The 22,583-nt window shown below is 45.1% G+C and carries 19 protein-coding genes and 2 tRNA genes; 9 read left to right on the forward strand and 12 right to left on the reverse strand.

Annotated elements, in window-relative coordinates; translation table 11 throughout:
* Nucleotides 1–72 precede the first annotated feature (72 nt).
* The 5 genes from AC5YB1_RS10850 to dnaQ form a co-directional block, all read right to left on the reverse strand.
* Entirely contained in the window at nucleotides 73–1,950 is a 1,878-nt protein-coding gene (locus AC5YB1_RS10850; RefSeq protein WP_494519176.1) for a cation:proton antiporter, read from the reverse strand.
* Nucleotides 1,951–2,230: 280 nt separating this feature from the next.
* Nucleotides 2,231–2,307 (reverse strand) — tRNA-Asp (locus tag AC5YB1_RS10855).
* A gap of 56 nt (nucleotides 2,308–2,363) precedes the next feature.
* A tRNA-Asp gene (locus tag AC5YB1_RS10860) sits at nucleotides 2,364–2,440 on the reverse strand.
* Nucleotides 2,441–2,526: 86 nt separating this feature from the next.
* On the reverse strand, nucleotides 2,527–3,858 hold the full coding sequence (locus AC5YB1_RS10865; protein ID WP_494519177.1) for a TIGR03503 family protein: 1,332 nt from the start codon (nucleotides 3,856–3,858) through the stop codon (nucleotides 2,527–2,529).
* A 10-nt stretch (nucleotides 3,859–3,868) separates the two neighbouring features.
* Nucleotides 3,869–4,597 carry a DNA polymerase III subunit epsilon gene (gene dnaQ / locus AC5YB1_RS10870; RefSeq protein WP_494519178.1) on the reverse strand — a complete coding sequence of 243 codons (729 nt, stop codon included), beginning with the start codon at nucleotides 4,595–4,597 and terminating at the stop codon, nucleotides 3,869–3,871.
* 68 nt (nucleotides 4,598–4,665) lie between these two features.
* Between dnaQ and rnhA the strand changes: the two genes are divergently transcribed.
* On the forward strand, nucleotides 4,666–5,145 hold the full coding sequence (rnhA, locus tag AC5YB1_RS10875) for a ribonuclease HI (protein WP_494519179.1): 480 nt from the start codon (nucleotides 4,666–4,668) through the stop codon (nucleotides 5,143–5,145).
* A 13-nt stretch (nucleotides 5,146–5,158) separates the two neighbouring features.
* Here rnhA and AC5YB1_RS10880 read toward each other — a convergent pair whose 3' ends face one another.
* Together AC5YB1_RS10880 and AC5YB1_RS10885 are read right to left on the reverse strand one after the other, a co-directional pair.
* Complete coding sequence (locus tag AC5YB1_RS10880) at nucleotides 5,159–6,055, reverse strand: LysR substrate-binding domain-containing protein (RefSeq protein WP_494519180.1); 897 nt, start codon at nucleotides 6,053–6,055, stop codon at nucleotides 5,159–5,161.
* Between the two features lie 4 nt (nucleotides 6,056–6,059).
* Nucleotides 6,060–6,791, reverse strand: coding sequence for a methyltransferase domain-containing protein (locus AC5YB1_RS10885; protein ID WP_494521622.1), 732 nt, complete (start codon nucleotides 6,789–6,791; stop codon nucleotides 6,060–6,062).
* Nucleotides 6,792–6,974: 183 nt separating this feature from the next.
* On the opposite strand from AC5YB1_RS10885, the gene gloB reads away from it, so the two are divergent.
* Together gloB and AC5YB1_RS10895 are read left to right on the forward strand one after the other, a co-directional pair.
* Entirely contained in the window at nucleotides 6,975–7,754 is a 780-nt protein-coding gene (gene gloB, locus AC5YB1_RS10890; protein WP_494519181.1) for a hydroxyacylglutathione hydrolase, read from the forward strand.
* Nucleotides 7,755–7,840: 86 nt separating this feature from the next.
* Nucleotides 7,841–9,379: a lytic transglycosylase gene (locus AC5YB1_RS10895; protein WP_494519182.1), complete on the forward strand. Its 1,539-nt coding sequence runs from the start codon at nucleotides 7,841–7,843 to the stop codon at nucleotides 9,377–9,379.
* Between the two features lie 135 nt (nucleotides 9,380–9,514).
* On the opposite strand, the gene AC5YB1_RS10900 is transcribed toward AC5YB1_RS10895, so the two are convergent.
* Genes AC5YB1_RS10900 through AC5YB1_RS10910 form a run of 3 tightly spaced genes read right to left on the reverse strand, consistent with a single transcriptional unit; the run spans nucleotide 9,515 to nucleotide 12,450 of the window.
* A complete protein-coding gene (locus tag AC5YB1_RS10900; protein WP_494519183.1) occupies nucleotides 9,515–10,093 on the reverse strand; it encodes a BsuPI-related putative proteinase inhibitor in 579 nt (192 codons plus the stop codon).
* A complete protein-coding gene (locus AC5YB1_RS10905; protein WP_494519184.1) occupies nucleotides 10,093–11,916 on the reverse strand; it encodes an AsmA family protein in 1,824 nt (607 codons plus the stop codon). The genes AC5YB1_RS10900 and AC5YB1_RS10905 overlap by 1 nt, the downstream gene beginning before the upstream one ends.
* 45 nt (nucleotides 11,917–11,961) lie before the next feature.
* Nucleotides 11,962–12,450: a putative 4-hydroxy-4-methyl-2-oxoglutarate aldolase gene (locus AC5YB1_RS10910; protein ID WP_494519185.1), complete on the reverse strand. Its 489-nt coding sequence runs from the start codon at nucleotides 12,448–12,450 to the stop codon at nucleotides 11,962–11,964.
* A gap of 225 nt (nucleotides 12,451–12,675) precedes the next feature.
* On the opposite strand from AC5YB1_RS10910, the gene AC5YB1_RS10915 reads away from it, so the two are divergent.
* The 3 genes from AC5YB1_RS10915 (at nucleotide 12,676) to AC5YB1_RS10925 (ending at nucleotide 15,842) form a co-directional block, all read left to right on the forward strand.
* Nucleotides 12,676–12,990, forward strand: a complete 315-nt coding sequence (locus AC5YB1_RS10915) for a hypothetical protein (protein WP_494519186.1) — start codon at nucleotides 12,676–12,678, stop codon at nucleotides 12,988–12,990.
* 527 nt (nucleotides 12,991–13,517) lie between these two features.
* Entirely contained in the window at nucleotides 13,518–14,498 is a 981-nt protein-coding gene (locus tag AC5YB1_RS10920; RefSeq protein WP_494519187.1) for an ABC transporter substrate-binding protein, read from the forward strand.
* Between the two features lie 42 nt (nucleotides 14,499–14,540).
* Nucleotides 14,541–15,842, forward strand: coding sequence for a diguanylate cyclase domain-containing protein (locus AC5YB1_RS10925; RefSeq protein WP_494519188.1), 1,302 nt, complete (start codon nucleotides 14,541–14,543; stop codon nucleotides 15,840–15,842).
* A gap of 40 nt (nucleotides 15,843–15,882) precedes the next feature.
* Here the strand turns inward: AC5YB1_RS10925 and msrQ are convergent, their stop codons facing one another.
* The gene (gene msrQ, locus AC5YB1_RS10930) at nucleotides 15,883–16,491 is read right to left on the reverse strand and encodes a protein-methionine-sulfoxide reductase heme-binding subunit MsrQ (protein WP_494519189.1); all 609 of its coding nucleotides are present in this window, start codon (nucleotides 16,489–16,491) and stop codon (nucleotides 15,883–15,885) included.
* Between the two features lie 140 nt (nucleotides 16,492–16,631).
* Entirely contained in the window at nucleotides 16,632–17,663 is a 1,032-nt protein-coding gene (gene msrP, locus AC5YB1_RS10935; protein ID WP_494519190.1) for a protein-methionine-sulfoxide reductase catalytic subunit MsrP, read from the reverse strand.
* A 169-nt stretch (nucleotides 17,664–17,832) separates the two neighbouring features.
* On the opposite strand from msrP, the gene rmuC reads away from it, so the two are divergent.
* The 3 genes from rmuC to AC5YB1_RS10950 all read left to right on the forward strand — a co-directional run bounded on the left by rmuC (nucleotide 17,833) and on the right by AC5YB1_RS10950 (nucleotide 22,583).
* Entirely contained in the window at nucleotides 17,833–19,338 is a 1,506-nt protein-coding gene (gene rmuC / locus AC5YB1_RS10940; protein ID WP_494519191.1) for a DNA recombination protein RmuC, read from the forward strand.
* Between the two features lie 129 nt (nucleotides 19,339–19,467).
* Nucleotides 19,468–21,429 (forward strand): transglycosylase SLT domain-containing protein, encoded by a 1,962-nt coding sequence (locus tag AC5YB1_RS10945; RefSeq protein WP_494521623.1) that lies wholly within the window; start codon nucleotides 19,468–19,470, stop codon nucleotides 21,427–21,429.
* 242 nt (nucleotides 21,430–21,671) lie between these two features.
* Nucleotides 21,672–22,583: an AAA family ATPase gene (locus tag AC5YB1_RS10950; protein ID WP_494519192.1), complete on the forward strand. Its 912-nt coding sequence runs from the start codon at nucleotides 21,672–21,674 to the stop codon at nucleotides 22,581–22,583.

Here is a 22,583-nt window from a genome sequence, read left to right on the forward strand (position 1 = left end):
TGATGCAGCAATACGTGCTTAGATTAGAGGCTTATGTCAGGCTTTAAACAGCTACCTAATAATTTACTTCAATTACCTATTACGACTATCAGTATCACTATCAGCGGGCTTAGACTTAGCTTCTGTGACCTTTTTCCCTTTAAACTCATCGGCCACATTAGCATCACTTAGGGCCTCGACAGATAACAAGCTTATCAACTCAATGCCAACAGGTAAGTCGGTGATCGCCTCGGTAATAAGCTTCACTTTACCCTCTTGCAGATAGATAAGCGGCAATGCCATGTCTGCGTAACGACGTTTAAAATCGGCAAAGGTGAAGTTATCGGTAATGCTGGTTACCTTGATCATGCCGCCTTTTGCCATGGTTGTGGCTAAACGTGTATAGGATACCGACTCACCAAATAAACATAAGCGCTGCCGATAAGATTCTGACAGCTTATGCCGGGCACTATTGCCTTCATTATTATTTAATCCGAACACTTTATCTTTACCCAGTACATCTTGGTAATGAAAGGTCACTAATGGATTTAACTGCCGATAAGGTGATAGCACTAATAAGCGACCCACACCGCTCATATCAATTGCATTTTCAGCATGCTCAGACGCGGGATTACCAAAATAAACCGGAATATTATCCATACGCGATAATCGAATGTTATCCCAGTTATTATCGGCCAGGATCACAGGCACATTCTTACTCAACAAGACTTTTGCAAGGGCTCTAGCAAACTTTGAGGCACCAAAAATAAGTAAACCTTGTGACGAGCCTGATTTCACCCCTAAAAAACGCGCCCAACGGCTGGCCGTGAGACTTTGGGCCACCACAGTGCCAATAATAATAAGAAACACCAGCGGCACTATCTGTTCGGCGCCGGGTAAGCCTTGGTTTTCCAGTTTAATGGCAAACAAGGATGATACCGCAGCGGCAACAATACCGCGTGGCGCCACCCAACTTAAAAACCATTTATCAGCTCTAGCTAAAGAACTGCCAATGCCACAACACCAAACGCTAACGGGCCGCGCGATAAACATTACCACACACAATAATGCGATTCCTTGCCAGCCCAAATTCAGCAGTGCTTGCGAGTCTAGGCGCGCCGCCAGTAAGATAAACAGGCCCGAAATAAATAACACTGTGAGGGTTTCTTTAAATTCAATAATATCGTCAATATCGACGCCGCGCATATTAGCCAGCCAAATCCCCATCACAGTAACAGTCAGCAGGCCCGACTCCTCCTGTAACAGATTGGATAACACAAACACACCCAGCATAATCGTTAACACGGCAGTATTTTTCAGATAATGTGGCACAAGGGCACGCCGTATCACAATACCAATGGCGTAGCCTGTACACGCTCCCAAGCCGATACCAATACCTAACATATAGACTAAAGAGTGAAGCACATGGGTAGTCGGCTCGGCTGCTACTGCAATGTATTCAAACACCAACACCGCCAGTAAAGCCCCGATGGGATCGATGACTATGCCTTCCCAACGTAAGATACTGGCTAATTGCGCTTTAGGCTTGATACTGCGGAGCATGGGCACAATTACAGTTGGGCCCGTTACGACCACTAAGGCGCCAAATAACATCGACAACTCCCAGCTGAATCCCATGATGAAATGGGTCGCACAACCTATGATGGCCCAAGTGATCAAAGTGCCAATGCTGACAAGATTGGTTACCATGCGGCCATGTTCACGGATCTCGGAAAAGTTAAGAGTGAGCGCCCCTTCAAATAAAATAACCGCCACCCCAAGGGAGATGATAGGAAACAACAGATCGCCAAAAACCACATCGGGATCGAGAATACCAAAGGCCGGCCCCACCAGAAGACCACACAGCAATAGCGGTAAAATAGCAGGTAAACGAAGTTTCCAGCCTAACCATTGGCAAAGGATGGATAACGCACCGACCAGTCCCAGCATGGCAGTGATCTGCTCAACCATTGATATGTCCTTTGATATAAACAAAAATTACACTCTATAGCATGCGTGACACATGCATACTTGTCGATTTTTTAATACCGCCCTTTTTCCAGCGCATAGCCACAACAAGTATTATCATCTCTCATCATGACAATAACAGAACCGATATAAGTTGGTATGCAATAGAAAAACCATAAGAAGAATACCCGTGCAGTCAGCTCGGCAGAAGTGCGATTAACAGGAATGGATATTAAAAAGACATTAAAAAAGCCCTAGCATGGCTGCTAGGGCTTTTTTAATTTGGCGGAGCGGACGGGACTCGAACCCGCGACCCCCGGCGTGACAGGCCGGTATTCTAACCAACTGAACTACCGCTCCAAAAGGTCATGTAATGTTAAACTTACTAATACTACATTTAAAATTAGGCACTTGATTGGCGGAGCGGACGGGACTCGAACCCGCGACCCCCGGCGTGACAGGCCGGTATTCTAACCAACTGAACTACCGCTCCACATCAAGTTGCGATGCATATTACTGAGGCGATAAACCCCCGTCAATCATTTTTTAAAAAAAGCGATTTGATTAGTTAAAAATTCATCAACTTAAGCTAAAGCGATTACTTTCTGTCTTATTCCTAGGCAGATCTTCTGGCATAGAGAGGTCTATCTCATCTAACGTTGGGCCTACCTCTTGACTGCGTTGTTGATCTAACCGCGCTGCGGCCACAGCCATTGCACGATGTAGATTTTGTCGTTTACGCCAAACCACTAAAGCGATAAGGCCAACTACCAATAAGGTGCCGTTAATGGTCATTATCCAAAATAAAGCAGCATCTTTAGCTTTTGCTTCAGCTATTGCGGCTTTTTTGGCGGCAATAACCGCTAACTCTTCTGGCGTTGGCGGCGGCGCTGGCGGCGGCACTAAATTAAAAAATTGCTCTGGCAGTTTAAGCACCACTTCACGCCCATTTTGGGTAGTGGAAACTACCGAGCCCGTAATTCGATAACTGCCAAACTCGGTGATTGTAGGTAGTTGCAGCTCAAAGGGGGTTACTGTGATGCTGGGCAACGGCAAATTTATCCGCAGCCCAGCCGGGCCAACAAGTTCAAACTCGAAATGGGTATTCTCTAACGCTAATTGGCTATCATCGACCGACAGTTGTAACTGCCAACGGCCATTTAAATGATCATCGGGCTCAATGATCTGCAAGGTCACTGGCATCGGTGATAACATAAAGTCGCGACGAAACTCGCGGCTAAAAATAGTGTTTTCTGCCGTCACTTGAAAACTGTAATGGCCCCAGGGGTAAGTTAGATTGATCTCGCTGGTAAACACCCCATCATCGGGTTGCTCATCAAATTGCTCGCCATTATCTTTATAGCTGCCCACTATTAAGGTGCCTTCAGCAAAATTAGCATCGCCTGGGCGATGTTCACTGACAAAACGTACCGTCCAATTGACGAGATAATCAAGCCCAGGCATGCGCAAGCGCTGCTCATCGCCCATCAATTTGGCGACCACTTTAAGGCGCTCTCCTTGATAAACCGGCTGTGGTAATGGCTGAACATCGATATTCAGCTTGGAGACTTGCTCAACCATTGAGCCCTTTGCCACCTGCCCTAACAGTTGCCATGGGCCGGGCATGGGATCTTTGATGGTGATGATGTCGCCACTTAACCCATCGGCCCATTTAACAGACTCAGGATGACGCGATTGATACCATTTCGAGCCATCGGGTAGCACCACAATCACAGGCGAACTGCCGTAATCCCGTTGAATAAACAAGGTTACCTCATCGACCATATGATCAATTCGAAAGCGATTTTTTAATGCTTTGGCATAAGTTGCATCGACCACTTGTGCGCTTACATTGACACTCGCTAAACCTAGCATCAATATCACACTGATGGATGTTAACCATTTTTTCATAAAGTGACGCTTATCCTCGCCAAATACATTGCCCTGACTTCGCAACTAAATCTAACCTTTGTTCATGCATAGTTAGTTCATCGGCCGCAGCAGCGATCACTTTAAGTTTTGTACGATTAGGTGCTAAACGCTGAATACCACCGCCCTCTTGACCAGGCTTTTCATTGGACAATTCAAACTTAGTTTGCCCACCCGTCATGATGAGGTAGACATCGGCCAAAATTTCAGCATCGAGTAATGCGCCATGGAGATCGCGGCGCGAGTTATCTATGCCGTAGCGTTTACATAACGCATCTAGGTTATTTTTTTGCCCAGGGTGTAAAAATTTAGCCAGTTCAAGGGAGTCGAGGATCTGACAAATATCACTGGTCTTGGGCCCCTTTGGCTGTAATAGCGAAAACTCATGATCCATAAAGCTAACGTCGAAGTTTGCGTTATGTGCCACAATTTCAGCGCCAGCAATAAAGTCGATAAAGGACTGTGATATTTGGGCAAATACGGGTTTGTTGGCGACAAATTCATTGGTGATGCCGTGAACGGCTATCGCCTCTTCATCAATCGCCTGCATCGGATTGATATATTCATGATAGTGGCGACCAGTGAGCTTGCGGTTAATCACCTCAACACAACCAATTTCAATAATACGATGACCAAAATAAATGGCCCCAGCACCTTGGTTCATACCGGTAGTTTCGGTATCGAGAATAACTTGGCGCTTTGCGCTAGAGATAAGATTCATGTTTACGACCGCTTTTATCTAAAAATTTTGGGTATACTGCCCAGATTATTCGCTATGGTAGCAACTTGATGACTGGACTGAAACAACTGTTAATCTTCACCGATGGATCTTGCTTAGGAAATCCCGGCCCTGGTGGTTATGGCGTGGTGATGAAATATAAGGCACAGGTGAAAGAACTCGCCGAGGGTTTTGCCCTCACCACCAATAATCGTATGGAGCTGCTAGCGCCGATCATCGCCCTAGAAGCACTACATGAGCCATGCAATATTATCTTAACCAGTGACAGCCAGTATATGCGCCAAGGGATCACCCAATGGATCCACGGCTGGAAAAAACGCGGTTGGCTCACAGCCAGTAAACAACCGGTAAAGAATATCGATTTGTGGCAACGCCTCGACACGGCCACTCAATCTCACCAGATTGAGTGGCGTTGGGTAAAGGGCCACACTGGCCACCGAGAAAATGAGCGCTGCGACACATTGGCGCGTCAAGCAGCCGAAGCCAAACCCACACAAGTCGATAAAGGTTATATCGACAGCACCGAGTGATCGGCAACCGTTATCAGGGAGCGATATTTAAGAATCGCTGGCTAAAATGATCAAAGGCATCACAAAGGGCACTGGGGTTACGGCTCTTGTGACGAATACGGTAAAACTGCCGTGCTAGGCTTAAGCCGTTAACTTCAATCACTGCCAGCTCTTTACGATTTAACTCTTTCTCTAGCGTCAGCTCAGACAATACCGCAAGGCCTGCACCTTGCCTAACCGCTTGCTTAATCGCATCTGGAGTAGAAAAACTGAATTTTTCAATCGGCTGCAGATCGAGCATATTCGCCGCATTAATAAAATAATCGCGGGTGCCCGAGCCTGACTCACGCATCACCCAATGCTGGCCTCGCAGCTGCGAGGGATCTACCTGCAACCCTGCCAGAGGATGCCCTGGATGACAAAATACCAAGAGTTTATCTTTATGCCACGCCTCAACCTTAATACGACTGTCTAAACATTGCCCCTCGATAAAACCAACTTCAGCGCTGAACTCCAATACTGCTTTAATCACCGTTTGGGTATTGGTGATATTGAGATCCACCATAGATGAGGTAAATTGCTGACAAAAAGCAACCGCACTTTTCGCCAAGAGATAATTACCAATGGTGGAGCTGGCAGCCACATTTAAGGTACCGCTTAAAGAGGCTTCGGGTGATGAAAACAGTTGTTCAATTTGTTCTACTTTTTGTAGGGCTTCAGTCGCTAACGGCAACAACAAACTGCCTTGTGCATTAAGGCGTAACCGATTTCCTACCCGTTCAAACAGACGTGTATCGAGCTGTTTTTCCAACTCAGCTAGTGCCATTGAGGTCGCAGGAGCCGATAAATTAACGAGCTCAGCCGCTCTAGCGACTTGACCACTGCGTGCAACTGCCTCAAAAATCATCAGTTGCTTTAGGGTGATTCTCATTTATTCACTCTTTATTATTGCCATCAAGCCGCAACGGGCTATTACGACCAGCGGTGGGCGCCGCCGACCAATTGGGTTGCCGCACCCGCTGGCGGTCGACGATTGGGGTTAATGGGGTTTCTAGTTTACGTGCCACTAAAATATATACGGCTCCGCTGCCTGGCAGCCAGGCTTGCAGAGCATGCTGCCAAATACTTTCATCTTTGATATCTGTCATCAAGTGGTGATAGGCAAGTCGCTCATCGCCGACCACTTGGTAACCGAGTAGTCCAAGCCAGTCTTTGACCCGCGCAGGGGTAAAAAATCGACCACACCAAGGGAGACGCTCTTGATATCGGGGCAGTATTTTACCCAAAATGGCTGGACTTAACGGATTAAAGCCAACAATAAACAGGTAGCCACCTGAAATTAACACCCTATCGGTTTCGCGAAGCACACTATAGGGGTTGGTTTCAAAATCGAGTAAAAAGCTGCATATCGCCGCATCAATGACCCCATTTTGGATTGGCAGCTCACTGTAATGACCAGCAAGCGACGCTTCGCCCTCTGGTGCCATAGCAAATGTCCTGCCAATTGGTAAATTGGGTTTATCTAATGCGGCGCTGAGAGGGCCAAGATTGAGCAAGTGGTAACCAAAGACTTTAGGCCACCATGGCGCCAGCTTATCTTCAATAGCTTCTTGCAGCCATTGACCATTAGGCAGATCTTGCCATCGCTGTGGTTTGCAGGCCGTTATGAACACAATAGGCTCCCGTTTTGCTACAAGTGATATCAATAGAATGAGTTTTTGACGATTTGATTCAATGCTATTTTTATAAAATCAATATCTTGTATTAAATCGTTAAAGGGCTATACACGCAATAGCTTTGCTTATTAAACTACTTCATTAAGCTGACACATTTTTGAGGCAAACATCATTATGATTTCTGTTATTCCCATTTTAGCCTTTAACGACAACTATATTTGGTTAATCAAATCTCCAGACTCACGCAATTGCTATGTGGTAGACCCAGGTGATGCGCAGCCTGTTATCACTTACTTAGCCGAGAACCAACTTGAGTTAACGGGTATTTTAATCACGCATCATCACCATGATCACACTGGTGGTATTACTCAGTTGCAGCAACACTTTAACCAGATGCTGAAGGTTTATGGCCCCGCAAGCGAAAACATCGAGGGTATTACAGACAAGCTCACTCAAGCCACTAGTGCTATCACCTTAGAGGGCATCGATACCCCAGTGGCGATTTTTCACCTACCGGGCCACACTTTAGGGCATATTGCCTACCATATAGGCTCGCACCTGTTCTGCGGCGACACCCTGTTTAGTGGTGGTTGTGGCAGGTTATTTGAAGGCACACCTGAGCAGATGCTGAGTTCGTTGACCTTACTCAGTGAGCTCGACGATGACACGTTAGTTTATCCGGCCCATGAGTATACATTGGCCAACTTACGCTTTGCTTTGGCGGTCGACCCTAGTAATAGTGCACTAAAGACCTACATGGAGCAGGCGCAGCAATATCGAGCAGTTAATCGCCCGACACTGCCCACCACTATCGGCCATGAGAACGCAATTAATCCCTTTTTACGGGCTGATGCTCCTAAGATACAACAATCTCTAACCGCACAATTTCAACAACCTATCCCTGATAAAACCACCAGTTTCACGCTTCTTAGGCAATGGAAAGACAATTTCTAGGAAATCATTTACAATAGCGCGCTAATTTAGTCCCCTTTCTCATCCGAGGTACGATACTGGGACATATCTGTAAGGAATAATGTTTAATGCGCTTACCACTTGTCCTGATGGCGGCAGGGTTTTCCCTGCTTGCTGGTTGTCAGCACTTAACCGTACAACCCGTAACACCGCTACCATCACAGGTCGAAACGCCTGTCACCCCAGAGGTCAAACCCACTGAGCAGCAACCTGAGCCGGTGGTGATAACCGATGTATGGCAACGCATCCGCTTAGGGCTCAGCATGCCTGTGCCCGACCAAAAACTGGTTAAGCAATATCGTGATTGGTATATCAAGCATCCACAACACCTAGCTCGCGTCTCTGAGCGTGCTGAACCCTTTATGTACTTGATTGTTGAGGAAATTGAAAAGCGTAATTTACCTATAGAGCTGGCCTTATTACCGATAGTTGAAAGCGCGTTTGACCCCTTTGCCTACTCCCATGGGGCTGCATCTGGCCTATGGCAATTCACCTCGCCAATGGCGAAGTACTTTGGCTTAGAGATGAACTGGTGGTATGACGGTCGTCGTGATGTGCCAGCTGCCACCACTGCGGCACTCGATATGATGGAATACCTGTACCAAAAGACCCATCAAAATTGGTTATACGCCATTGCGGCCTATAACACGGGTGAAGGCCGAGTACTCAATGCCATCAAGCGCAACCAACGTAAAGGGGTATCGAGTGACTTCTGGTCTCTGGATTTACCACGTGAAACCGAGCGTTATGTACCACAGCTAATTGCCCTTGCCGATGTCATTAACAATGCAGAAGCGTACGGTATTGAACTGCATCCGATCCCGAATCAACCACAACTTAAAGTGGTCGATATAGGCAGTCAAATCGACTTGGCACTCGCGGCTAAAATGGCCGATATGACCCTTAATCAACTGCACTCGCTTAACCCGGGTTTCAATCAATGGGCCACCGCGCCGCAAGGTCCACACAAATTAGTGTTACCCATTGATAAAGCTGAAGCATTTGAAATGGTGCTTGGCCAAAGCGCTGCCGCTGATCGCCTAACGTGGAAACGTTATAAGATCAAATCAGGCGACAGCCTAGGTACCATCGCTGAGCGCTTTAATACGACTTCAGCAGCACTGCGCGCCGTTAATGACATGCAAAGCAATACGATTATCGCTGGCAAGCACTTGCTGATCCCGGTTGCGGCGAAAGATCCTTCGCAATATCTATTATCGGCAGATCAACGCCTGCAACAACAGCAATCTCGCAGCGGTAAAGGGGTCAAACTTAATTACACCGTCAAACCCGGCGACTCTTTTTGGAAAATAGCCAAAGACCATAAGGTTAATGTATCGAGCCTTGCTAAATGGAATGCAATGGCACCAAAAGATCCCTTGAAATTGGGTAAAACCTTAGTCATTTGGCAAAAAAATAACAAGAGCAGCATTACTCGTACCGTTAATTACACCGTACGCAGGGGTGACTCTCTGGCTAAAATCGCCGCAAAGTTTAAGGTACAGGTCAACCAACTAGTGCAGTGGAATAACCTATCTGAGAAAAAATATTTGCAGCCAGGGCAAAAATTAACCGTGCATGTTGATGTCACCCGCTCCAGAGTCTAAACATAAAAACCATCTATACAAAAAAGCGATGCCTTAGGCATCGCTTTTTATTATCAATCAGTTAGTTCGTTATTCGCGTATCACTAACCTTTACTCACCGAAGCGATAACAACCTCTAATTTACACATCGCTGTCTCAACGTGGCAAAGGCGCAATAATATCTGCCAATACAACTTGACTCGACTCCGTCGCCACTCCGGCATAGCGAGCGACCAACTTGGCATCTTCAGGGAATGTTGCTAAGTCCGCCGCCGGGATGATGAAACTTGCCTTAACCTGCTGATTTGGTGCAATAATTACATCTCTTAACGCCTGAGTAAACATCATCTCATTCGACCATGCCCATAAGCGTTTGCCCTTGGCATTGATAACCCACAGATCCGCTGTCATTCCTGAACGATATTGAATTGGCACGCCGTACTGATGAGGGTTGCTCACGGTTAACAACACCTTTAAACCTTTATCAGTGGCTAAAGAAGTTAGCTCACCTTTAAATAAGCTTTGCTGGGTCATTTCAGGCTCCGTTGGTTGCCCATGACTTGGGGCTGCGTCACCCGTTTGGCCTTTTACCATAGCAAGAGTGTTCGCTTGCCTCTCTATAGGCGCATCCGATGTTTGAGTCATTTTAGTGATAGGCTCAGAGGTGCTACTTTCAGGCGATTGAGAGCAGCCGACCGACACAAGTAACAAGGGCAATAACAAGATTGATTTCACTAAAAACCTCCGAACTTTTTCAATAATTCATCTTTGAGCTTATCTTTCGCTTTATCGGTTTCTTGCTTTAATTTGGCATCAAACAAGGCAGCCGTATCGAGCTTGAACTCGGGCTCAGTCATGGTTCCGGTTATCGCAAAAGGAATTTCAACACCATACAGTGCATCTCGCTCATTGCCACCTTGCCCTTCTAGTGAGCCCACCACAGAAGTCGTTAACTTATAATCTAGCCCTTGAGTAATAATGTTGGCATTGCCTTGACCACTGAGGCGAATAAGTGGTGATGCCATCGCCAGATCGGGATTATTAACCACCCCTTTTGCCACTGAGAAACTTCCCGTTAAGCTCGTAAAGTCGGTTTTTTTCTCGCCGGTGGATGTGGCATTAAGATCGCCACTTAATTTTGCTTTGGCATCACGTAACATCTGCGGGATATTGACACCGTAAAGGGCTCCATCGGTCACACTAAATTGACCCTTTGCTAGAAGGTTTCGTTTAATATTGTCACTAATTAAACTGTTACCGCTACCCGATACACTTAAATTAGTGGTACCAGCTAACAGATCAACCTCTGCTGCGTCGGTTAACAATGGCCGCACTTGCACGCCAGTCACCTTAGTATCAAAACGATAGCTGGCCACCGCTTGACGTCCATCGAGACGGGCCGAAGTGGTCAAAGAGCCCTGATAAAGGTCTGCCGACAGCTGATTAACATCTAATATGCCATCTTTTATCGCCAGCTTCATTAACCAATTATTCGTGGTCAAATTATTCGCTACAATCGATTTAATACTTAATTCCAAGGCAAGATTAACCGCCTTTAGCCCAGTCAGATCTGGCTCTTGTTGCTTAGCTGAAGGTTGAGACTGCTCAGTCGCCTTACCTGCTTCATTCTTGGGCAATAAGTGATCTAAATTAACATCACCAAAAGCCAGTGCCGCAATCACATTAGGCACTGGCGCACCATAATTGATATCAAATTTACCCGTAGCAGTAATTGAGTCTATCGCCATGTGCTCTAATGTCAGCGTTGCGCGTTTGTCCTGCGTATTCACCGCCACTTGCGTCATTAAATTGATTGACATAGCTTGGTTAGGGATCCCTGCACCTTTGATGCTATTGTTGATCGCAAAATCACTTAAGCTAATTTGCTTTAGATCCTCAGACACTTTCAACTTACCCTTACCTTCGCTAAGCAGTTCCATCTCAGGCATACTCGCTGCAAACTTATACGACAAATCAGCTAACTGCCCTAAAGAGAATACCCCTAAATTAAGCTCTTCCAAAGCCAATACTTGAACCTTACCGCTTGCCTCGTCAAACAGATTTATCTGAGCATTAGTAATTGCGATACCACCAATATTAAGACTGCTTAATTGCACATTGGCTGGTACTTGCTCAGTATCGACTTGGGTTGTTTGCGCCTTTTCAGGAGAGGTTAAACCATCAAAACTACTGCGACCATCTTTGTAGGTGTCAAGGTTAACCGTTAGTCCATCTAAGTTAAGTTGTGCAATATTCACCTCTTTACTTAACAAGGGTAATAGCGCGACCTCGGCCACAATACCATCAATATTGACCATGGTTGGGTTGTTAAACCCTTGTGGATTTGACAAGGTAATATCGCCAAGTGAAATGCCGATAGCCGGAAAAAATGTCCAACTTAGATCTTGGTTAATGGATAAATCTCGTCCAGTTTGTTTTTTGACGGCATCTACAATTTGGGGTTTAAAGTCATTAGGGTCGAATATGACGATTAAATATAGGGCGAGTAAAACAAACAATGAAACGACAGCAAGCAGCAACCATTTAATAAATTTCATAACAGGTTCCATCTGGTGAATAAATCGATAGCAATACGCTTAAGATTATAGTGGCAATTGCAGTGTTCTTGACGACACGGCAATCCCATTATCATCGGCGTAAAGCATCATGCCTGGTTTAATTATAACGCGGTCTATCTCTAACGGAACATTAACATCTCCAAGGTCACGCTTATCGGTTTTTATCGGGTTAGCCCCTAATGCTTGGATCCCTATTGGCATCAGTTTGAGTGCAGCGACATCACGAACATAACCATTAATAACAATACCACTCCAGCCATTATCCACTGCACTCTGGGCTATCATATCGCCTAGTAACGCGCGTCTTGTCGATGCGCCACCATCAACAACCAATATTTTTCCCTCACCGGGCTGGGCTAATATCTGTTTCACTTTTGAGTTATCTTCAAAACACTTAACGGTAACCACCTCTCCCCAAAATATCGACTTCTGACCAAATTGGCGATAATGAGGTGAAAGTAAAGATAAGTCGGACTCGTAAAGATCAAAAAGATCAGGTAATAGGTCAAGCATACGCGCCTCCATGCATCAACAAAAAGAATAGATTACTATAGCAAGGCAAATTTAAAATGAACATGAGATAAATTTGCAATTAAGTAGTTTTAGAATATCTATTATCCATCTATAATTAGACAAAATCTTCATCAGGTTCAATCTGCACCACATATTTAAGTCGTTAACGTGGTGCTAAGAGCCGTATTGACTATATTCATTCCACATCAACCTATTTGAGATAATATGACTGATAATTTTGACCTACAAGATGCCATCTCCGCGCTCGATGAATACGGCTATGAAAAGAAACAAACCAGTGGATTAGAGAATGCTCGCAATGCGAGCCAAATGGAAACGTACCTCAAATCACTTAATTATAATTTACGTCGATTAACCACATTACAAACTGTGGTCAACAAGCTAGTTGACGAAGAGCAATATAAACAAGCGCAGAAAGAGAACATTCAAACCTATAAAACCAAGATTATTAATTTATCACGTCAATATAACCTCTCATTTGATGAAGTGATTGAGATAATGCGTCAACATGAAGGCTAACATAGTCTTTCATTAGCAGATTATAGACACGCCACTGCTGTAGACACAAAAAACTTTTAAAACAGAGGTTTATAAGAGAAATCTAATTCACTTAATATTGCTATTCATGATCAGACGCTTAATTATGGAACGATTATCGAATATTAGGATAGCATTTATTATGACACAATTAATAGACGACTTCTAAGCTAGACCGCCCATCCTCCGTCAGCGATGAGATCAACTTGAACTCGTTAGCCTTTTTATGTGCACCGCCACTGTTTACTAGATTACGCGTGTCTAAGTAAGTTTTTCAGTAGCAGCTTCCACTTTCCAGCCCCCCACAAATATACTTATCGATTTAAGTCAATCAGGCTCACAACAAGCTGAAGCGCTTAAGCCAATAATTTTCCAATTTAGTTAAATGCTTACTACACTCAAGTTGGTATTGCTGCACACCTTGTACAATGGCTTGGCTAACGCCCAGTCAAACACAAGTCGATGAATTGCTAAATCATAATCATTATAATGAAGGATAAAATCGCGATATGAAATCCATAGGGATCATTATAATCTTAGCGTTAATGGTAGGACTTACCCTATCGTTTTTGTTGCCCGAACGGTTTTCATCATCTCAATCGACACAACCCATCCGTATCGCCATATCAATCACACCTTTAAGTGCCCCTTTGATTATTGCCAAGCAGCAAGGTTTTTTTAAGCGTCATAATGTTCAAGTGCAACTAGTTCCCTTACCCGGCGGCCACCTGTGTTTTAACGCCATGATACGCGGCGACGTTGATTTAGCCACCAGCTCTGAATCTGTGGTCATGTTTAATAGTTTTACTCGCCAAGACTTTCGATTATTAGCCAGTTTTGCCGAATCCGATAATGATCTTAAGTTACTGACTTTGCGTGACCGACATCAGCCAAATATCAATCAACTTACTCACCGCAAAATCGGTGTTGTGAAAGCCAGTGCCAGTGAGTTTTTTACCGATTCATTATTGATAGTGACAGGGCAAGAGGATATAAATTTTGAAAAAGTGTATCTGTCACCACAAGCATTAGGCCCTGCACTGGTAGCCAAAGAGGTCGATGCTATTGCCGTGTGGGAACCTTATGGTTACCGACTAGTAGAGCAAGCTGGCGATGAGATATATCAATATCCAAGTAAAGGCACCTATAACTTGTCGTTTAATTTAATCAGTAATGAGGTCAACAGTTCACTGCACTACACACAACATGTAAAGATTCTACAAGCGCTCAATGAAGCGCAAGAGTATATTGCCCATTCACCTGTACTTGCCAAAAAAATCGTCAGTGATTACCTCAATATGCCCATGGCCGCAGTTGAATGGTCATGGAACGACAATATCTTTCGATTATCGTTAAACAATTCATTACTCTCCATGTTGCAAACACAAGCACGTTGGGCGGTTGCCAGTGGTGCAGTGACTAAACAACCCTTGCCTGACTTTAGATTATATCTTGACGATTCTGCACTGATTACAGCCATCACTCACTAGGAAACTTGTCGTAAAATGATGATAACAACAAGATTGAAGTCAATGTTAATCTTAAGTTTATGCTTAACCACCCTTATTATTATTGTATTTGCTGGCTTAAAATTATTGCAACAACAGAGCCTAGAGCAGCTGACTTACATCATTGAACTCGACGAATCGGTTGATGTATTACGCAGTCGCTTGTGGGTATTACAAGAGTTTCAAGATAATGATGCCTTAGTACAAACCGAATCGGCATTATCCAATATCAACAAAAAACTGGCCCTAGATGAATTAATGCAAGCCGAGACCCAAATCTACATGATAAATCTACGCAGAATGGTCGACAATTTAACCGCACTGCTGTCCATTGCCAGCAACGACATTATCTCGCAGCCTGATCAAGGAATAACCTCAACCAATGGCATGCTCACAGCCCGCTTTAATATCACTATCCAGACCATGAGTGAAGAGTTGACCAAGCTGCAACGTCAATTACTCGACCAATCATCTCAGCAGCAAGCCTTGATTCTTCTTATCGCAGTGATTGTATTACTGATAGGCTCAGTGGTATTAGTGTTATTAACCATCTCAACGCTTAATAGTTTTAATCAAAGCATACTGCGTTTAACGGCCGGCATTGTTCGCTTGACGCAAGGAGACCTAGGAAACGAAATTAAAGTTAACAGTAAAAATGAGTTAGCAACGGTCACTCAACAATTTAACACCATGAGCAAACGGCTCTTGGAAACCACCGTCAAAAAAGATGCACTACAACAAGAAGTTGATGAGCAAACCAAGCAACTCACATTACAAACACAGCGATTAAAGTATGTTGCCGAACATGATGACTTAACGGGACTCTACTCACGCAGTGCATTTGAACGCCAAATAGACACCGCCTTAGCAAGATGTCAACGTACCCACTCTTTGGCGGCGATGCTGTTTATCGACTTAGATAAATTTAAGCAAGTGAACGATACCCTGGGTCATGATGTAGGCGATCGAGTATTAATCACTATCGCTAACCGTTTACAGCATACCTTAAGAAGTTCAGATATTTGTGGCCGATTAGGCGGTGATGAGTTTGTCGTATGGCTTGAACCCATCAATGGGATTGACGAGATAAAGATGGTCACCGAAAAAATTATTGACCATCTATCACCTACTATCATAGATCACGAAGTGGACATCAATTTAACCATAAGTATCGGCATTGCCGTATATCCAAGTGATGATGTCGCTCGTTTAACCTTAATCAAAATCGCCGATGAAAATATGTATGCAGCCAAAAAAGTCGCGGGGAATAGCTTTTGTTTTAGCCGATTAATCAGTGAAAAACGGTCTAACCTTCAGCTTGAATAATCAGATTAAATTGCTTTAGCCGTTAACAAGGTTAACAACCCTAGGTCCGAAGGCGTTTTATCAAGCGTTGCCAATTTATTCTGACTAAGAGTAAAACACCAAACAGAATGAGATAGATACTCGGCTCGATCACTTCAGACTTCACCGACCAATAAAAATGAATCGGCGCTAATATCGCAATCAAATAAATCCCATTATGCAAGGTTTGCCAGCGGCGGCCCATTTTTCGTTTCAAACGATTAACCGAGGTAATGGCCAATAACAACAGTAATATATATCCGCTTGCACCCACCAAAATATAAGGTCGCTTAACTACTTCACTGGCGAGTAATGTCCACTCAAACAGTAAATCTAAACTGATAAATGCGCTGATGTGTAACGTGGCATAGGCAAACACATACAGCCCTAATAAACGACGAGTCTGAATTAATAATCCAAGCTTAAACCGCTTAGCAATAGGGCTGACTAATAACACCGCCAGCAGCGAGTTTAATGCCCCCATCCCGGTAAAATGAATAATATATTCCACAGGATCGCCACCAGCATGACCCACTAATACCGCCCACACCAAATACCCCATAGGTGATAGAGCCAATAAATGAAACAAAGACTTAATTGCAAACAAATGGCTGGCTTTTAATCTCAACAAACGACACTCCAAGGATGATATAGCGGCAAACAGCGAGTCAATTTAACAGGCTTGCCAAGCCATCACAGTCACATGACCAACAACCGCCATCGAAGGGCTAAGCGACAAGGTAACTAAACTACCCACTACAAACTATAAAGTTAATAGTACTGTTTTAAATCCATATTTTTATAGAGATGGGCGACCTGCTCGCCATAGCCATTAAAAGGTAATGTCGCGATCCGCGTCGCCGAGAAGAGACCACCTTCTCCGATCCGCCGCTCAGTGGCTTGAGACCACCTAGGATGATCGACAGCAGGATTCACATTGGCAAAGAACCCATATTCATGGGAAGCCAGCTGATTCCAACTGGTTGGCGGTTGTTTATCCATCACGCGAATACGCACTACAGACTTAATGCTTTTAAAACCATATTTCCACGGCACCACCAAACGTATGGGCGCGCCATTTTGCGCCGGTAACGTTTTGCCATATAGCCCAACCGCCATAAAGGCGAGTTCATTCATCGCTTCATCTAAACGTAACCCTTCGACATAAGGGTAATGAATGCCCCCACCCATTAAACGACTGCGTTGTCCCGGCATTTGATCAGGATCGAACAAGGTTTCAAACGCCACATGGGTCGCCCCAGCCTTGACCCCAGCCTTTTTCAGCAATGCCCCAAGCGAGAATCCTACCCAAGGGATCACCATAGACCAAGCTTCAACACAACGAAGCCGGTAAATACGCTCCTCTAACGGTAACAAGCGCGTCAAATCATCCAGATCAAGCGTCAAAGGCGTATCGACTAACCCCTCAATTTTCAACACCCAAGGATCGACTTTAAACCCTTGAGCATTATCAATAGGATCGGTTTTACTGGTACCGAATTCATAAAAGTTATTATGTGAAATCACTTTCTGCTCAGGGGTTAATATCTCTCCTTGGCCAAACGCGGCGTTTGGGCTGAAACTCAGCGGGCGAATCACAAAAGGGGTCGATGATTTTGTTTCTCCGAACAGGTCAAAAATCCCCGCCTGCACCTGTCCAGGAATACTGGCGCCTATCGCGCCAAGGCCCAGCGCTTTAATAATATTACGTCTATCGTTAAACACCGCCTCGGGTGTTACATGAGCTGCTTTTTCATTCCAGCTTGGGCTAGCTGAACCTTTAGTTGTTTTATTTATCGCCACAAGAAACCTCACCAATATACTTGTTGATATCCATTAGATAGAGATACGCGCAAAAAAATTTCAATTAAACATATTTAACCACTAATTGTTAATCATTTAACCGCAGCATACTTGAACCACACAGCCGCTCATGAGAGGCTTATGCCATCGATAAAGACAGGTCTCCCTTATGCCAACAGCTATTCCACTCACTTTACCCGAACTCATTGTTTTAGCAGCAGTAGCATTCTTATCACTATTGATTGGCGCCTTACTCAATCAAAAGTTAACTCGCAATAAATGGCAGTCAGTAAAACAGCAGTTAATTGATGAACACGCCCAAGAGATGCAGCACCGTCAGCTTGAGCTCGAGTTTATGCAAACCAGTCTCGACGATAAACAAGATCAATACCAAGCATTACAGCAAAAGTTAGACCATCAACTCAGCTTACTGGGTATGAGTCAAGCACAGGCCCAGCGCGCTAACGAACTGGAAGGACAGTTGCAACATGCTCAACGAAAACAGCTTGAAACCCAGCTTGCATTATCCAAAGCCAATGCGATGCAGCAAACTCTCACGGTGAAATTTGAAACCGAACAAAAGGCACTCGAAGACAAGATAGCTCACCTAGATCAATCAGAAGCGCGGTTGACGCAACAGTTTGAGAATTTAGCTAACAAAATTTTTGATGCTAAATCGCAAAACTTGCAAAACCAAAGTGAGCAACACCTATCAAATGTACTTTCTCCGTTTAAGCAGCAGCTTGAAGGATTTAGAAAGCAAGTCCAAGAATCCTATACGGTTGAACAGGCTGAGCGCAGTGCTTTTAATCATCAACTGGAATCGTTAAAAGCCCTTAATCTACAGATGAGTCAAGATGCTATTAATCTGACTAAAGCCTTAAAAGGCGATAACAAACAGCAAGGGAATTGGGGCGAAGTGATCCTAGAACGGGTACTACAGGAAAGCGGCCTACGTGAAGGGCACGAATATGAGACTCAACAAGATCTTAAAAACGAACGAGGCCAGCGATTTAAGCCAGATGTGATCGTGCACCTACCGGAAAACAAGGATGTGGTGATCGATGCAAAAATGTCCCTCGTGGCATATGAGCGCTACTTCAATAGCGATGATGAGCTGACTAAAGCTGCCGCGATAAAAGAGCATTGCAACTCGATTAGAAATCATATCAAGGGACTCAGTCAAAAGGACTATCAACAGCTCCACGGATTAACAAGCCTAGATTATGTGCTAATGTTTATTCCACTGGAGCCTGCATTTTTACTCGCATTAGAACATGAGCCAAGTCTTATCAACTATGCTTTAGACAATAATATTATGTTAGTCAGCCCGACCAATTTACTGGTTGCCCTGCGTACCATTAATAATATTTGGCGCTATGAGTATCAAAACCAAAATGCACAACGTATCGCTAAGCAAGCAGGCAAAATATACGATAAATTATGTGGTTATCTTGAAGATATGGAACGTATTGGCCGAAGTATAGAGTCTCTAGACAAGAGCTATAACAACGCCATGGGTAAACTCAGTACTGGCAAAGGTAACTTGATCAGGCAAGCCCACCAAATGCAGCAACTGGGCGTAACTACCTCAAAACAGCTCGATAGCCAGCTACTTGATCAAGCACTTGACGAACATTTAAGGGCGCCTCATGCAGAAATGCAGCTGAATTAATCTAACATCACGGTGGTCATCCACAAGGTGCAGCGTGACGGAATTAAATAACGGCGGTATAAGCCCTTAGGTTACGCAGAAAATATCAGCATAACGACTTGCTTTATCAAAATGGATGATTTATTTGTGATAAAAGTCATTAACATATTGAAGGGATCACCTCGATTCTGTCTACGTCACTATTCATATGTTGCTGGTTATCTTGCACTTGCCGCCGCGCTGCTCAGCGCGGTGGCTCATAGCACTACATTTTCGCCCCAACAGCAACAATACCTCGATGCTAGGGCTGCATTGTCAAAAGGTAATACAGAAGCTTATCTCGCCCTTAGGCAAGAGTTAGAAGGGTATCCCCTGACCCCTTATTTAGACTTTCATGCCAAGCTAGGCGATATACTGGAGTTACCAGCAGATCAAGCACTGAGGCAACTCAAGCGGTTTAAAGATACACCACTGTACGCGACGGCACGTTACCGTTATTTACTGGCAGCAGGCCAAGATAAACGTTGGCAGGACTTTCTGAAAGTCTCACCCACAACACCACGTGATGTGGCTCTGCAATGCTATTTTTATCGCGCTAACTTGGCTCGACAACAATCTAAAACGGCTTATCAGGGTGCGCAGCAGTTATGGCTCTATGGTCAATCTCGTCCTAAAGCCTGCGACCCACTGTTTCATGCGTGGGAAAAAGCCGGCTATCGCACCCAAGCGTTAGTCTGGTCACGCATGTTACTCGCCTTCAATAGTGGTCAATATAGTTTGCTGCGCTACTTAGCCTCTAAGGTCCATAATCAAACCCAAGCGAAACAACTCTTGGCGGTGTATAAAGATCCGCAGCGTCTGCGCCACACTCAAAAATTTATGGCGTCAGCGCCGATTAATGCCGACATCGTCGATGCTGGATTACGCCGCTTAGCCAAACAAGATCTGCAGCAAAGCGTCAAATTATACGTCACTTACCAGCAAGCCGGTCGCTTCAGTGAGCATCAAGGACGTAAACTTAGTCATTATTTGGTGAGACGCGCCCTAATTACCCAAAATGTTGATCTGCAACCTTTTGTCGATAACCTGCTGCCGTTAATTGACCGTGACGATCTTAAAGAGCTGCGTTTACGCTGGGCGATCCGAGCTAAGGATCAGCAAAATATCGACAACTACCTACCTCGTTTAAGTAGCGCTAAACAAGCCAAATCCCGTTGGCAATTTTGGGCCGCTAAACGTGCACTTAGCCAAGATGAAAAAGCGGCTAATACACTCTTATCGACCTTAAGTCAGGAGCGAAATTTTTATGGTTTCAGCGCGGCTTATTTACTCAACACTCAAGTGCAGTTGCAACACCAGGCGACCGTTTTTGATGCCACTTTAGCCGCCACATTAGCCAATGACCCAGGGCTTGCGCGCGTGACGGAGTTATTAGCCTTAGATAAAGCCATCGATGCTCGGGCCGAATGGGTGTTACTACTTGGCAGGCACGATAAACCCTTGCAGGCGCAATACGCATTACTGGCACAGCAAAACCAGTGGCATGATTTAGTGGTACAAGCGACCATTCAAGGCAAACTATGGAACGACATGACGCTGCGTTTTCCGTTTGCTGCAAACCGCGCTTTTGACATCGCTAGCCAACAAACGAAAGTTGATATTGACGATTTAAGAGCCATCGCACGGCGAGAATCCGCTTTTTACCCTTATGCCACCTCGGGTGTCGGAGCCCGAGGCTTGATGCAACTCATGCCTGCAACGGCTAAAGAAACCGCCAATAAAAGTGGCCTCAAATACCGAGGTAAAAAAAGCCTCTATGACGTCCAATTTAACACCCAGCTGGGAAGCCGATATTATGCTAGCCTACTGGAGCGCTTCGATAATAACCGTGTACTGGCGACTGCGGCGTATAACGCAGGGCCCCACCGAGTGACGCGCTGGCTCGAAGAGAGTAATGGCCAACTGGATGTTATCGCCTTTATAGAGTCCATTCCGTTTCGCGAAACCCGTGAATACGTTCAAGCGGTGCTGAGTTATCGAGTGATATACCAAGTCAAACAGGACAAACCTGTCGACCTGTTTTCGGCGCAAGAATGGCAGTTCAAATATTAACTCACCCAAATATGAAACCCGCCAAAAACTCAATCAGCACTGAGCCATCACGGCACAGCCAGTGCGGAGCCTTTCACCTATACAAGTCTCATAGCCTTGAGTTAAGCAGTTGTCATTCCCTCCTTTGGTGAGTATGGTTAAACGTATCTATAAAATGTATAGACGACTGACCTAGATGGCTTTTTAGTGGCTGCTATGAAGTTACCAAGATTAGGTTACCATTGAGGCTAAAAAGGACTGATATGGCTCATCCCACCATTGCATCATTATTAACCCAACTGGAACGGGTGTTACTGGGTAAACCACAACAGATCAAATTGGCATTAGCCTGCATTTTGGCCAAAGGTCATCTATTGATAGAAGATCTACCTGGCATGGGGAAAACCAGCCTATCTCAGGGACTCGCTCAAAGTTTGGGCTTGAGTCATCAGCGGGTGCAATTTACCAGTGACATGTTGCCAGCCGACATTATTGGCGTATCGATTTTCGATAAAGAACAGTCGCAATTTGTATTCCATCCCGGGCCGATTTTCAAACAGATGATCCTCGCCGATGAAATCAATCGCGCCAGCCCTAAAACCCAAAGTGCGCTGCTCGAAGCCATGGCCGAACATCAGGTAACAGTCGATGGCATGACTCACCCACTACCCAAGCCATTTTTTGTGATCGCCACGCAAAACCCGAGCGAGCAATCGGGCACCTTTCCCTTACCAGAATCACAACTCGATCGCTTCATGATGCGCCTTACCATTGGCTACCCGAGCGCGGCGGCAGAACTTGCGATGCTTAAGAGCGAGGATTCATCACCGCAAAGTGCGCCATTGCCGCAATGCATCGATCCTGTCACCCTAAGCGCCTTGCAGCAAGAGGTCAGTACGGTCAGCGCCTCCGATGCGTTATTGCAGTATATTTTGGCTCTGGTCGATGGGTCACGTCAGTTACATGAAGGTTACGGGCTGTCGCCGCGAGCCAGTAAAGCCCTATTGAGCGCCGCCAAAGCATGGGCTTTTATTGCCGGGCGACGCTATATCGTCCCCGAAGATGTACAAGCGGTATTTGCCTCAGTGGCAGAGCATCGCCTGCGTCACACCAGCCAGCAACAAGGTGAGGCACTATCGCAAAAATTGCTTAGCAGCACGAACCCCATACGCTAA

The organism is Shewanella sp. 433 (assembly GCF_059338565.1).